At 62.7% G+C, this 12534-nt stretch carries 13 protein-coding genes; 4 read left to right on the top strand and 9 right to left on the bottom strand.

Annotation, left to right across the window (positions count from 1 at the left end; all coding sequences use genetic code 11):
* Positions 1-14 precede the first annotated feature (14 nt).
* Positions 15-404 carry a VOC family protein gene (locus tag ARC39_RS18130; RefSeq protein ID WP_068116248.1) on the top strand — a complete coding sequence of 130 codons (390 nt, stop codon included), beginning with the start codon at positions 15-17 and terminating at the stop codon, positions 402-404.
* Between the two features lie 28 nt (positions 405-432).
* On the opposite strand, the gene ARC39_RS18125 is transcribed toward ARC39_RS18130, so the two are convergent.
* Positions 433-2670 (bottom strand): transglycosylase domain-containing protein, encoded by a 2238-nt coding sequence (locus tag ARC39_RS18125; RefSeq protein WP_068116247.1) that lies wholly within the window; start codon positions 2668-2670, stop codon positions 433-435.
* Positions 2671-2935: 265 nt separating this feature from the next.
* Between ARC39_RS18125 and ARC39_RS18120 the strand changes: the two genes are divergently transcribed.
* Positions 2936-3274: a P-II family nitrogen regulator gene (locus ARC39_RS18120; protein WP_068116246.1), complete on the top strand. Its 339-nt coding sequence runs from the start codon at positions 2936-2938 to the stop codon at positions 3272-3274.
* Between the two features lie 30 nt (positions 3275-3304).
* Entirely contained in the window at positions 3305-4657 is a 1353-nt protein-coding gene (locus ARC39_RS18115; protein ID WP_068116245.1) for an ammonium transporter, read from the top strand.
* A gap of 75 nt (positions 4658-4732) precedes the next feature.
* On the opposite strand, the gene ARC39_RS18110 is transcribed toward ARC39_RS18115, so the two are convergent.
* From ARC39_RS18110 to dapA, 8 genes are all read right to left on the bottom strand, one after another.
* Positions 4733-5119: a rhodanese-like domain-containing protein gene (locus tag ARC39_RS18110; RefSeq protein WP_068116244.1), complete on the bottom strand. Its 387-nt coding sequence runs from the start codon at positions 5117-5119 to the stop codon at positions 4733-4735.
* A 163-nt stretch (positions 5120-5282) separates the two neighbouring features.
* Positions 5283-6467, bottom strand: coding sequence for an amino acid aminotransferase (locus ARC39_RS18105; protein ID WP_068116243.1), 1185 nt, complete (start codon positions 6465-6467; stop codon positions 5283-5285).
* An 8-nt stretch (positions 6468-6475) separates the two neighbouring features.
* A complete protein-coding gene (locus ARC39_RS18100; protein ID WP_068116242.1) occupies positions 6476-7042 on the bottom strand; it encodes a GNAT family N-acetyltransferase in 567 nt (188 codons plus the stop codon).
* Positions 7039-7890 carry a 3-mercaptopyruvate sulfurtransferase gene (sseA, locus tag ARC39_RS18095; protein WP_068116241.1) on the bottom strand — a complete coding sequence of 284 codons (852 nt, stop codon included), beginning with the start codon at positions 7888-7890 and terminating at the stop codon, positions 7039-7041. The genes ARC39_RS18100 and sseA overlap by 4 nt, the downstream gene beginning before the upstream one ends.
* Before the next feature lie 118 nt (positions 7891-8008).
* Positions 8009-8299: a DNA methyltransferase gene (locus ARC39_RS18090; RefSeq protein ID WP_068116240.1), complete on the bottom strand. Its 291-nt coding sequence runs from the start codon at positions 8297-8299 to the stop codon at positions 8009-8011.
* Positions 8300-8444: 145 nt separating this feature from the next.
* Positions 8445-8918 carry an SsrA-binding protein SmpB gene (smpB, locus tag ARC39_RS18085; RefSeq protein ID WP_068116239.1) on the bottom strand — a complete coding sequence of 158 codons (474 nt, stop codon included), beginning with the start codon at positions 8916-8918 and terminating at the stop codon, positions 8445-8447.
* A gap of 105 nt (positions 8919-9023) precedes the next feature.
* Entirely contained in the window at positions 9024-9413 is a 390-nt protein-coding gene (locus ARC39_RS18080; RefSeq protein WP_068116238.1) for a GFA family protein, read from the bottom strand.
* 72 nt (positions 9414-9485) lie between these two features.
* Positions 9486-10361, bottom strand: coding sequence for a 4-hydroxy-tetrahydrodipicolinate synthase (gene dapA / locus ARC39_RS18075; RefSeq protein ID WP_068116237.1), 876 nt, complete (start codon positions 10359-10361; stop codon positions 9486-9488).
* 187 nt (positions 10362-10548) lie between these two features.
* Here dapA and ARC39_RS18070 point away from each other — a divergent pair, with 187 nt between their 5' ends.
* Complete coding sequence (locus ARC39_RS18070; RefSeq protein WP_236545303.1) at positions 10549-12495, top strand: lytic transglycosylase domain-containing protein; 1947 nt, start codon at positions 10549-10551, stop codon at positions 12493-12495.
* Positions 12496-12534 lie beyond the last annotated feature (39 nt).

Here is a 12534-nt window from a genome sequence, read left to right as displayed (position 1 = left end):
CACGGGAGCGAGAGATGAAACTGGGCGCATTTTCCATGAGTTTGAGCGTGGCCGATCTCCCGGCCTCACGTGCGTTCTACGAGGCCCTGGGCTTTGCACAGGTGGCAGGCGCCCCCGAGGAGGGGTGGATCATCCTTCGCAACGGCGGCTGCACGCTCGGCCTGTTCCAGGGAATGTTCGAGGGCAATATGCTGACCTTCAACCCTGGCTGGCTGAACGAGGAGACTCCCGACCCGGATTTCACCGACATCCGGGAGATTCAGACGCGGTTATTGGCGCAGGGAATCGCAATCGAGTCAGAAACGGATCCGGATGCAACGGGGCCGGCGAGCCTGCTGGTGCGGGACCCCGACGGCAACGCCGTCTTCCTGGACCAACACGTTTCCGCGCCCGGCCACCAATGAAGTGACTGGGTCTGATCGCCTGCTGCAATCAGTTCCCGCGCCCGAATATCCCCAAAACGTCCTGCAACACGCGCTCTGCGAGGTTGTCTGACCGCGCCGGCTGCTGACGGGCCTGACCGGAGCCGCCGCTGCGCGCTGCAGTCGAACTGCCTTCGTAGCGGGGCGGCGTGCTGGCCTGTGCCATGGCGGCGGTCGGCACGGTCATGGGCAGCGGCGTAACTGGCATGCCTTCGTGAATTCGTACCATCGCCTCCTTCCAGATCTCCGCCGGCAATCCGCCTCCGGTTACGCCGGTCAGGGGCGTGTTGTCGTCATACCCCATCCAGACGCCCGTGACGTAGTCTGCAGTGAAACCGATGAACCACGCATCGCGCGCCGCCTGCGTCGTGCCGGTCTTGCCCGCCGCTGGGCGTTCCCCCAGATTCGCGCGTTGCCCGGTGCCGGCATCAACGACGCGGCTCATCATATAGACAAGATACCGCGCGGCCTGATCGGTTACGACACGCTCGCCAAAGCCGCCGCCCTGCCCCATCAGCGGGTCGTCGTCGCCCTGAATCCGCAGCTCGTTGAGCCCATAGGGGGTGACGGCGCGGCCACCGTTCAAGATGCCGGCATAGGCGCCGGTCATTTCCAGCAGCGTCGACTCGGACACGCCGAGCGCCAGTGCCGGGCCTGCGGCCAGTTCGTTGTCGATCCCGAAGTCGCTTGCGATCTTGCGCACGTTTTCCCGGCCGACGGCCTCGGAGACTTTCACCGCCGGGATATTCAAACTGTCCTGCAGGGCCGCCGTGAGCGTCACGCGCCCCTTGAAATCGCGGCTGTAGTTCTTCGGGCAATACGGTCCGGAGCCGGGAACATCGACGCAGTAGGGCTCGTCCACAACCGTTGCCAACGGTGTGAAGCCGAGATCCATTGCGGCAGCATAGACAAAGGGTTTGAAGGACGATCCGGTTTGGCGCTTGGCCATCGTTGCCCTGTTGAACGCGCCCGAAACCTGTGTCTCCCGCCCGCCGACCATCGCACGCACCGCGCCGTCGGCGGACATCACCACGATTGCGGCCTGCGCTTCGGAGCCTTCCTTCAGCTTGCTCTCGAAGATGTCGCGCATAGCGCCCTCTGCGGCTTCCTGAATACGCTGGTCGAGCGTCGTGAAGAGCAGGACGTCCTCTGTCGTATCGCGGGTAAGGTAGTTGGGGCCAGTGTCCATCACCCAGTCGGCGAAGTAGCCGCCCGCGTTGGCCTCTGCCGCCTCGCTCAGTGTCGCCGGATGGTTCCAGGCAGCGTCACGTTCGGCCGCGCTGATATAGCCCTGATCGTACATCAGCTTAACCACCGTGTCGGCGCGGTCCTGGGAGCGTTGAAGGTTGTTGGTCGGCGCGTAGCGTGTCGGCGCTTTCAGAAGCCCTGCAAGCATTGCCGCCTGGGCAGGGTCAAGCTGTGCAGCCGGAACGCCAAAATAGCGTTGCGAGGCTGCCTCGAAACCGCGCGCAGACGCTCCGAGATAGGCTCGGTTGAAATAGATCACCAGGATCTCGTCCTTGGTGTACTTCGCTTCCAGCGCCATGGCGTAGATGGCTTCCTTCACCTTGCGCCAGATTGTCGTGCGGCGGCAGTCGGCCTCATAGGCCGCCTCCGTCTCCCACGTGCGGGCATCATAGGGCACTCCAAGACACAGGAGCTTTGCCGTTTGCTGGGTGAGCGTGGAGCCGCCGTGCCCGGACAGCGCGCCCCGGCCCTCGCTCAGGTTGATCTTGATCGCCGATGCCACGCCACGGGGGCTGACGCCAAGATGCCAATAGAATCGCCGGTCTTCCGTTGCGACCACGGCATTCTTCAAGTGTCCCGACACCTGGTGAATATCGGTGATCGAATCGAATTGCTCACCGCGCCACGCATAGACATCCCCCTCGCGGTCGATCAGCGTGACGGAACCACGCGTGCGGCCGTCGATCAATTCGGTGAAGGGCGGTAGCTGTGCATAGAAATACAGCACCGCACCGGCGAGAATCAGCGCAAATACCAGGCCAGACCGCCAGGTCAGGCTCCAGATCAGGCCAAAAACGAACGCAAACAAGCCTGTAATCCAGCCGATCGGACCCCGACGACGGCGCGAGCTTGCGTTTCGGCGCGACTTCCGCGCGGCCGGCTTCCGTTTCGTCGCATCCGCGGTCTTGACTGCGCGCTTCGTCGTTTTGCCGCGCGATTTCGCCTTGGTAGGGCGCTTGTCGGCCCGAAGGACCGGGCGTTTTCCGCCTTTGGTGCTCATGGGCGCCTCTGTGCTTGATGCCTGCTCGTTTTCGACTTGATACCGTGGATTCCGGATGAATGGGAGAGGTGAGGTCGTCAACGGCCGTTTCACTGCTGCTCAAAAATTAGGCTGCGTGGGCCATTTGTGCAAAAATTGTGCAAATTGGGTCGATTCTGCCTGCCAATGAACCCTTCGATTCCTTGAACCTCCGGCCTTCCGCCTGCTGTCTCACTGCGTACACCCGCCGGGGACCTCCGCCCCGGCTAATAGGAAGGGGAGCAAAGTGAAACTCATCATTGCAGCAATCAAGCCGTTCAAGCTCGAGGAGGTGCGCGAGGCGCTCACCGCTATCGGCGTCCGCGGCATGATGGTGACAGAGATCAAGGGCTTCGGGTCTCAGTCCGGCCACACCGAGATCTATCGCGGTGCGGAATATGCCGTGAACTTCGTGCCCAAGGTCAAGCTGGAGATCGTGGTCAACGCCGCGATGGCCGACCAGGTGGTCGAAACGATCCAAAAGACAGCAAAGACCGACAAGATCGGCGACGGAAAGATCTTCGTCCTCGACGTGAACCAGGCGGTGCGCGTTCGGACGGGCGAAACCAACGACGACGCGCTCTGAAGCGTTCGGGACAGGGGATACATACGAGACATGAAACTCAACAAGTTCATTCCTGCGATCGCCGGGGCCGCCATTGCGCTGCCAGCGATTGCTCTTGCGCAGGAAGAAGCGGTTCCGGGCGTGGATGCGTCCACGGACAGCATCTTCATCCTTAACACTCTGCTTTTCCTGATCGGCGGCTTCCTGGTGATGTGGATGGCTGCGGGCTTCGCGATGCTTGAAGCCGGTCTGGTTCGTCAGAAAAACGTGACGATGCAGCTCACCAAGAACGTTGCACTGTTCTCGCTGGCCGCGATCTTCTACTACCTGATCGGCTACAACCTGATGTACCCGCTCGGCAGCTGGAGCATCGGATCGGACGAAACCGGCGGCTACCTGGGCGCATTCGGGCCTGCCGTTCTTGAAGCCGTTGGAATCGGCCGCGACGCTGCCGACGACTATGGCTACGCCTCGACCGGCTCCGACTTCTTCTTCCAGTTGATGTTCTGTGCGACCACGGCCTCGATCGTTTCGGGCACGCTGGCCGAGCGCATCAAGCTGTGGCCCTTCCTGATCTTCACGATCGTCCTGACCGCGCTGATCTACCCGATCCAGGCCTCCTGGAAGTGGGGCGGCGGCTTCCTCGACAGCCAGTACGGCTTCCTCGACTTCGCCGGTTCGACCGTTGTGCACTCCGTGGGTGGCTGGGCCGCTCTTGCAGGTGCCCTGATCCTCGGCCCGCGTATTGGCAAGTACAAGGATGGCCGCGTGCATCCGTATCCGGGTTCGAACCTGTCGCTCGCCACGCTTGGCACGTTCATCCTGTGGCTCGGCTGGTTCGGTTTCAACGGCGGCTCGCAGCTCGCCATGGGCACCGTTGGTGATGCTGCCGACGTGTCGCGGATCTTCGCCAACACCAACACGGCGGCTGCCGGTGGCGCCATTGCCGCTCTGATCATGACCCAGGTCATGTACGGCAAGGTCGACCTCACCATGGTGCTGAACGGCGCTCTGGCCGGCCTGGTTTCCATCACCGCCGAGCCGCTGACGCCCTCGCTCGGGGCTGCCACGCTGATCGGTGCCGTGGGCGGCGTACTGATCGTCTTCGCCGTGCCGATGCTCGACAAGATGAAGATCGACGACGTCGTCGGCGCCATCCCGGTCCACCTGGTTTGCGGGATCTGGGGCACCCTGGCGGTCTGCCTGACCAACTCGGACGCCTCGTTCTTCGGTCAGATCATCTCGATCATCATTGTCGGCGTCTTCGTCTTCGTGGTCTCGGCCGTGGTCTGGTTCATCCTGAAAGCCACCATGGGTATCCGCGTGCCGGAAGAAGACGAGATCACCGGCCTCGACATGGCGGAACTGGGGATGGAAGCCTACCCCGAATTCGCAAAAGGCTGATCCTCCTTCCTGTCAGCCTCGGCCCCGGACGCATCGCGCCCGGGGCCTTTTCTATTCTGCATGATGCTGTGGTAGTCAGCCGTCCTTTCCAGGTACGCGCACCGAATTCCCGGTGGCTATGTCAGTGCCCATGTAGGCTTCGTTCGCCTGTTTCCACGCCGCAAAACCGCCCTGCATGTGCGCCACTGGCGTGATTCCCGCAGCCAGTGCCATTCGCGCGACCTTCTCGGAACGGACACCGGACCCGCAGTGGAACACGATCCTCTTGCCGTCCTGAGACGGCAACCGCTCAGGTTCCAGGAAGGGAAGCGGCAATAGCAGTTCGCCACGAATATGCTCGAAGGCGTATTCCTGAATCGTACGCACGTCGATCAGGACGATTTCTCCAGCGCGGAACGCCTTGGCCACTTCCTCGACCGTCCAGGTCTCCAAGTCGCCAGTCGGAGTCGTTTCGATGTCCATCGGATATCTCCAGTTGGGTTTGGGAGGCATTGCCGATTGAGGGTTGCGTCACGCCGCGTTGCCGGTCAATCCATAAGGTATGCGGCAAATATTCCTTTTCGGCCACGGCGCGTGGTGCCATTGGAATTCGCGACACGATTGGAAGAAACGCAATCCGCTGCGATCAGCCCAGAACTGACGCGATCGCCCGCGCGACCGGTACGATCGTGTCCGGCGTCAACCCCGCTACGTTGATGCGTCCGTCTCCAACCACGTAGAGCGCATGGTCGCGTCGAAGGGCGGCCACGTGCTCGGATGTCGCCGGCAGTCGGGAGAACAGGCCATTTTGGGCACGCAGCCAGCCAAACCGGTCGGAGCCGAAATCGTCAGCCAAAGCATCGGCCAGCGCACGGCGCAACCCGATGACGCCGGTGCGCATTTCCGTCAACTCCCCCTCCCAGACCGCGCGAAGGTCCGGATCCGACAGGATCTCGGTGACCACCCGCGCACCGTGGTCCGGAGGAAAGGCGTAGGACTGGCGATTGAGCCACGCGAGGCTCCCTTGCACCGCTTCAGCGGCCTCAGGCGTCGTACATTGCACAAGCAACAGCCCCACGCGATCCCGGTAGAGGCCGAAATTCTTCGACGCGGAAACCGTGATCAGGACTTCCGGAACCTGCCGGCAGAGCAGACGCAGGCCGGCAACGTCCTCCGTCAGACCCTCGCCGAAACCCTGGTAGGCGAGGTCGACCATCGCAACGGCGCCTCGGCTGGCCAGCACCGACGCAATATCTTCCCACGCAGGCAGGACCAGATCGGCACCCGTTGGATTATGACAGCATCCGTGGAGCAGAACGATATCGCCCTCGCGAACCGTGGCAAGATCCGATAGCAAGCCGCTCCGGTCGAGCGCGCCCGTTTCAGGCCGATAGTACTTGTACCGCCGCCAGGGCATCCCCAACGTTTCGAGAATTGCCTCGTGGTTGGGCCACGTGGGGTCGGGAACCCAGACCCTGGCTTCCGGGCGAATGCTGCGCACCAATTCGAATGCGTGGCGGACGGCACCCGTTCCGCCCGGCGTGGCGAGCGCCGCGATCCGACTGGCGTGCACACAATCCCCCAGAACCAGGTTGCGCAGCGCGTCGTGAAACCCTGAGTCACCCGCCAGCGCCACGTAGCCTTTGCTCGTCTGGCTCTCCAGCAACCGTCGTTCCGCAAGTTTGACCGCGCGCATGACCGGCGTTCGTCCGTCAGGAGTCCGATAGACGCCAACACCGAGGTCGATCTTCTCCGGGCGCGGATCGTCAGCGAACTCCTTCATTACCCGCAGGATCGGGTCAGGTGGCGGCGCGACGTGGTTCTCGAACATGTCCGGGCTCAGGTGGGGACGCGACTGCTGTCGAGCGGACGTTTCAGTACCCGCGAGTGATCGCTTCGGCGCACCGGCACGAATCCGCAGCGCTGGTAGAGGCCGAGCGCACGGGGGTGATCGAGCGTGTTGGTATTCAGCGTCATCTTGCTGACGCCCTCTCGGGACCACCCCGTGAGAACCGCACTCTGCAGCAAAAACCGGCCCAGACCACGGCCAATCGCCTGCGGAACGAGCCCGAAATAGGCCAAATCGCAAACATCGGGCTTGCGATGATCGAGCATGAAGAACCCGTGCGGCCATCCCTTGTGCATGAGCGTGTAGAGTGCCGTATCCGGGTGCGACAGCCAGCGCGCGAGGTCGTCCTCGCTGCGATCATGCATGTCCTCCCAAGCGTAATCTCGACCGACCGCATCGTAGAGACCGAGAAAGAACCAGACAGGAGGTTCTTCCGCCTTGAGCAGGGAGGCCGGTGCGCCCGCGGGCTGGACCGGCCAAGCGTAGGTCGGCGGCTCTGCCATCTCCAGCCACGTGACCGTATATCGAAGCTCCGTTCCGGCCGGTGTCACGCTCATCCGGTTTCCACTTTCAGATCGGGATACATGCCCCACTCCGACCACGATCCGTCGTAGACCGCCGTTTGCGAATTCCCCAACAGGGCGAGCGCGAGGCTGAGCGCCGCGGCCGTCACGCCGGAACCACAGGTCGTTATCACCGGGCGCTCAATGTCCATGCCGGCCGCCGTGAACAGCTGACGCAGCTCCGCCGGCGGCCTTACCGTACCGTCGTCGTTCACAAGGTCGGCCCAATAAACGTTGAAAGATCCCGGGATATGCCCTGACCGCAGGCCAGGACGCGGCTCCGGCTCCTCTCCTCGGAAACGCTCGGGGCTGCGGGCGTCGACGATCTGCCAGTCCCGGAGCTTGACGGCCCGGGCAACCTGCGTGACGTCCTTAACCATATGCGCTTGTCGCCGGACCGTAATGTGCCTGTCTCGAATGACTGGCGGCACATCCTCAACCGGTCGCCCTTCGGCCGACCATTTCGGGAATCCACCATCGAGCACCGCAATGTCGGAATGCCCCATCAGGCGGAAAAGCCACCACACACGAGCCGCCGAAAAAAGGCCCAACCCGTCATAAACGACAACCTGGTGCCCATCGCCAACGCCGAGCTTTCGCATCCGGCTGATGAACTTTTCCGCCGGTGGAACCATATGCGGAAGTTCCGACCTGTTGTCGCTGATCTCGTCGATATCGAAGAAACGGGCGCCGGGGATGTGGCTCGCCTCGTACTCCGCTCGCGCATCCCGGTTCATGGCGGACAGGTACCAGGATGCGTCCAGAACCCTGAGATCCGGATCGTTCAGATGTGCTGCCAGCCACGCGGTGCTGACGAGCGTCCTGGGATCGTCCTTGTACATCCGCCCCTCCATACGCGCATGTCGTCAGAAAGGGCTACCTTCGGCAGCGCCGGGACGCAAGCCAAACCCGGGGCGGCCCGGCCATGCCAGTTTTGCAGGGCCGGCCACACGCGTGTTGCTACGACTTGGCCATCATCTGCTTGATGATGCCGACAATTACCATGAGCACGCCACCACCGACCCCACCCGAGGCCACCGAGCCGAGGATGCTGCCGAGGTCGAGACCACCACCGGCCGCGTCTGCCGCGGCCCCCGTGGCGCCGAGCATGGACAGGATCTGACCACCGATTCCACCGCCGAGTATACCGGCGATCGAATTGCCGAGGGTTCCGAGGCTTTGGTTCTTGAGCAGAGCGCCTGCGATATTGCCACCGGCCGCACCGGAAAGCAGAGAGATAAGGAGTTCCATGGGAGTCCACTTCCGAAAGGATTTTTGTGAAGAACGCACGAATTTATGGGATCGGTACAATCCGATCCTAGCGCAAAAATCCCACAACTCCCAACGATGTTTGGCCAATCCAGTGCACGCAGAAAGCTGGTACTGCGCAACGGCGTCATTCGCCGTGCCGCAACAACCTCTGCTTCTGACGGTTCCAGTCCCGCTTTGCCTCTGTCGCGCGTTTGTCCTGCGTCTTCTTGCCCTTGGCGATACCGATCTTCAGCTTCGCGATGCCCTTGTGGTTGAAATAGAGCACCAGTGGAACAAGGGTCATGCCTTTCCGCTGCGTTTCGTTCCACAACCGGGAGAGTTCCTTGCGCGAAACGAGTAGCTTGCGCCGACGGCGCTCTTCGTGACCGAACATGGCGCGCTCGTAAGGCGCGATGTAGCTGTTGACCAACCACAATTCGCCTTCCTCGACGGCCGCATAGCTCTCCGCGATATTGGCCGATACGGTGCGCAGGCTCTTCACCTCGGATCCCGTCAGCGCGATACCGCACTCAAGATCGTCCTCGATCGCGTAGTCGTAGCGTGCCCGCCTGTTCTCGGCGATCACCTTGTAGTTCGGATTGTCCTTCGGTTTGGCCATCGGCGCCGGATATAGGCGTTCGCCGGGCAAGTTCCAAGCGCGATTGAACCCGGTCGACCGTGACGACGCAAAACAACAGGAATCCTGGCGGTCCCGTACCGCCGGTTACGTCTCGGACGGACGATTCTCGTCGCGATCCCTCTCGTAGGAGCGGACGGGGAACGCGGGCAACCAGCTTTCGCGGCGGGTCGCCCAAAGCTCGTAGGTCGGTATGAACCGGTCGGTTTCGTCAAAGCTGCCTAGGTGAACTTCGATGTCTTCGCCACTCCGCGCAAAGACGGATGAACCGCACCGTGGGCAGAAATGCCGGCCGTTGAAGCTCCGGGTTTCACCCCGGACCGTGACATTCACAGCCCGGAACACCGCTGCCGCATAAATCACTGCACCGTGGTGTTTGCGGCATTCGAGACAGTGGTAGATACCGACGCGAAGCGGCTGCCCCAACGCTTCAAACCGGATATCACCGCAGAGGCCCCCCCCGGCTACAACCTCCATCGACCGTCTCCTTGAAAGGGAACGCGCGCCGCGAAATACCTTTCACGGCGCGTGCAGTAGCTCTGCGGCGATTCAGTCGATCAGACCCGCAAAGACCATGGCGTCATTGATGGCGGTCTTGGTGGCTTCCGACAGGCCGACCAACGGCAACCGAACCTCTTCGGAGCACTTGCCGAGCAGCGACAGCCCATACTTGGCGCCGGCAAGACCCGGCTCCAGGAACACCGCGGTGTGCAGCGGCATCAAGCGATCCTGGTATTCGAGCGCCGTGGCGTAGTCACCAGCGAGAGTCGCGGCCTGGAATTCGGCGCATAGCTTCGGCGCAACATTCGCAGTGACCGAGATACATCCCTGACCGCCGTGGGCATTGAAACCAAGCGCCGAGGCATCCTCACCGGAGAGTTGGACGAAATCCGCTCCGCAGGTCTGCCGCTGCTTGCTCACCCGCGTGACGTCGCCGGTCGCATCCTTCACGCCGACGATGCGCGGGAGTTCTGCCAGGCGACCCATCGTGGCGGGGGACATGTCGATCACCGACCGGCCCGGAATATTGTAGATGATGATCGGCAAACCGCAGGCGTCGTGCATCGCCTTGAAATGCGCGTAGAGCCCCTCTTGCGTCGGCTTGTTGTAGTAGGGTGTGACAACCAGAGCGGCATCGGCCCCGACGGATTCGGCATGCCGGATCAGTTCGACGCCTTCGGCAGTGTTGTTCGACCCCGCGCCAGCGATGACCGGCACCCGCCCAGCGGCCGCCTTGACCACGCGCGCCACAACCTCGCCGTGCTCGGCGTGACTGAGCGTCGGGCTCTCGCCGGTTGTTCCGACGGGCACGAATCCGTTGCTGCCCTGCCCTATTTGCCATTCCACCAGCGCATCGATTGCGCCAAGGTCCAGTTTCTCGTCCTTGAACGGCGTGACCAGAGCGGGAATTGAGCCTTTGAACATGATTTCCTCCGTTTCCCGCGCGATTCCGCGCGTCCGTGGCGGCCGGGATGGCCGAGTCGCTTCGTACAAAACGCGGCGGACCCTATAGGTACCTGTCGAACTTGCCAAGTTTGTGAGTTGCGCACGCCGGTGTGATGGCTAGGGTCTTTCGGACCCGCTTTACCCTTCCCGAACCCGGATCGCGCACTTGGGACGTCTCCTCCTCGCATTTCTGACCCTCTGGCTTCCGCTGCAGGGCGCGGCGGCCCAATCGACGCAGGGCGAAGCTCTGGCCGCAGCACTCGCGCAGATACCCGCGCAGAATTGGCGTGGGGCTTCCCTGGCGGCCCGTCCGGCCGGCGAGATCGGGCGTGATCTCGTTGAATGGCACCGATTGCGGCAGGGCGGACAGGCACCATTCGATGCGTATCGCGATTTCCTTGCCAGGCGACCGGATTGGCCGGGCCTGCCGCTGATGCACACCCGTGGCGAGGGATCGATCCCGGAAGACGCGGAACCGAAGGAGGTTCTTGCGTATTTCGAGGAGAGATTGCCGCAGACAGGCACCGGCGTTGTCAGGTTGGTGCAGGCGCATCTGGCCATGGGTCATCAGGGAGACGCCGAGGCGGTTGCCGTTTTGGCCTGGCGCACACGCACGCTGTCACCCGAAACGGAAGACGTGCTACTTGGTCTGTTCCGGGACTTGCTTCGACAGCACCACACCGCGCGTCTCGACGATCTGTTGTGGCAGGGCGAGATCAATGCCGCGCGTCGGATGTTGCCTCGCGTGCCCGAAGGCTGGCAGAAACTGGCGGAGGCGCGCCTGGCTCTCGCCGCACAAGCCCCAGGCGTGGATTCACGAATAGAAGCCGTGCCCGAGGCGCTGTCGGGGGACGCGGGACTCGCATACGAGCGGTTTAACTGGCGCGTCCGAAAAGGACGCAGCGAGGATGCCATCGCATTGATGGCGGCGCGATCAACGACACCGGACGCGCTTGGCCGCCCGGAGAAGTGGGCGAACTGGCGCCGGATCTATTCACGGCGCCTCCTGCGGGAAAAAAAGCCGGCAGAAGCGTATTCGCTGGCCAGCCAGCACTTCCTCGTGGAAGGATCCCATTTCGCCGATCTTGAGTGGCTGGCGGGATTCATTGCGTTGCGGTTTCTCGACGACCCCGAACTGGCCCTGCTGCATTTCGATCGGTTTGCGGCCGCAGTGCGTACCCCGATCAGCTTGGGACGTGCGGGATACTGGCGCGGGCGGGCATTGGCCGACCTCGGCAACTCAGAGGGCGCCACCGCTGCTTTCGCCGAGGGCGCGAAATATCAAACGAGCTACTATGGACTTCTGGCGGCGGAAGCGGCCGGCCTGCCGCTTGATCCGGGTCTCGCAGGCGGGGAAGAGTTCCCGGACATCGAGGCCAGCAATCTGCACCAGAATTCGGTGCTGACGGCGGGGCTCCTGCTTTTGGAAGCCGGTGATGCCGTGTTGGCCGAACGCTTCTTCACGCATCTCGCAGAGGGCCTGCCTCGGCAGGACGTCGGCGCACTTGCAAGGCTCCTGCTAGACAAGGGTGAAACCCATATCGCATTGATGGTTGGCAAGCGCGCCGCAAGCAGCGGCGTCATCCTTCCTGACGCCTATTTCCCGCTCAGCCCATTGCTGCAACACGAGCTGCCAGTGCCAACCGAATTCGCGCTCGCCATCGCCCGCCGGGAAAGCGAATTCGACCCGGTCGTCGTGAGCCCGGCCGGCGCTCGCGGATTGATGCAGATCATGCCCGGCACTGCCCGTGATGTGTCGGCGGAATTGCGCGTTCCGTATGACCGCGACGGGCTGACGCGGGATCCCGCTTACAATGTCACCCTCGGAACCGCCTACTTGGCGGGACTGCTGGAGGTGTTCGGCGACGCGCCGGTCCTGGTTTCGGCCGGATATAACGCAGGGCCGGGCAGATCCGTGGATTGGGTTGCGCGGTTTGGCGATCCGCGCACTGAGAAAGTGGACGTGGTCGACTGGGTTGAGATGATCCCGTTCCGAGAGACGAGAAACTACGTGATGCGAGTTGCAGAGAGCATCATCGTTTACCGCGCGCGGCTGTCGAACAAGACAGACCCCGGCCCGGTGGAAATAACAGAGTTTCTCCGCAAGGGCTGAGCCCGTCGAAAGCTCCGGAGACCGTCGCGACGGTCGCCC

It is taken from the genome of Tropicimonas marinistellae (assembly GCF_001509585.1).
Classification (GTDB): Bacteria; Pseudomonadota; Alphaproteobacteria; order Rhodobacterales; family Rhodobacteraceae; genus Tropicimonas; species Tropicimonas marinistellae.
The sequence above is the reverse complement of the archived record's forward strand: the minus strand, read 5'-3'. Positions and strand labels throughout refer to the sequence as shown.

Coding starts and splice junctions, on each gene's coding strand:
- ARC39_RS18130 (WP_068116248.1), top strand. CDS start 15: ATGAAACTGGGCGCATTTTCCATGAGTTTGAGCGTGGCCGATCTCCCG.
- ARC39_RS18125 (WP_068116247.1), bottom strand. CDS start 2,670: ATGAGCACCAAAGGCGGAAAACGCCCGGTCCTTCGGGCCGACAAGCGC.
- ARC39_RS18115 (WP_068116245.1), top strand. CDS start 3,305: ATGAAACTCAACAAGTTCATTCCTGCGATCGCCGGGGCCGCCATTGCG.
- ARC39_RS18110 (WP_068116244.1), bottom strand. CDS start 5,119: ATGGACATCGAAACGACTCCGACTGGCGACTTGGAGACCTGGACGGTC.
- ARC39_RS18105 (WP_068116243.1), bottom strand. CDS start 6,467: ATGTTCGAGAACCACGTCGCGCCGCCACCTGACCCGATCCTGCGGGTA.
- ARC39_RS18100 (WP_068116242.1), bottom strand. CDS start 7,042: ATGAGCGTGACACCGGCCGGAACGGAGCTTCGATATACGGTCACGTGG.
- sseA (WP_068116241.1), bottom strand. CDS start 7,890: ATGTACAAGGACGATCCCAGGACGCTCGTCAGCACCGCGTGGCTGGCA.
- ARC39_RS18090 (WP_068116240.1), bottom strand. CDS start 8,299: ATGGAACTCCTTATCTCTCTGCTTTCCGGTGCGGCCGGTGGCAATATC.
- smpB (WP_068116239.1), bottom strand. CDS start 8,918: ATGGCCAAACCGAAGGACAATCCGAACTACAAGGTGATCGCCGAGAAC.
- ARC39_RS18080 (WP_068116238.1), bottom strand. CDS start 9,413: ATGGAGGTTGTAGCCGGGGGGGGCCTCTGCGGTGATATCCGGTTTGAA.
- dapA (WP_068116237.1), bottom strand. CDS start 10,361: ATGTTCAAAGGCTCAATTCCCGCTCTGGTCACGCCGTTCAAGGACGAG.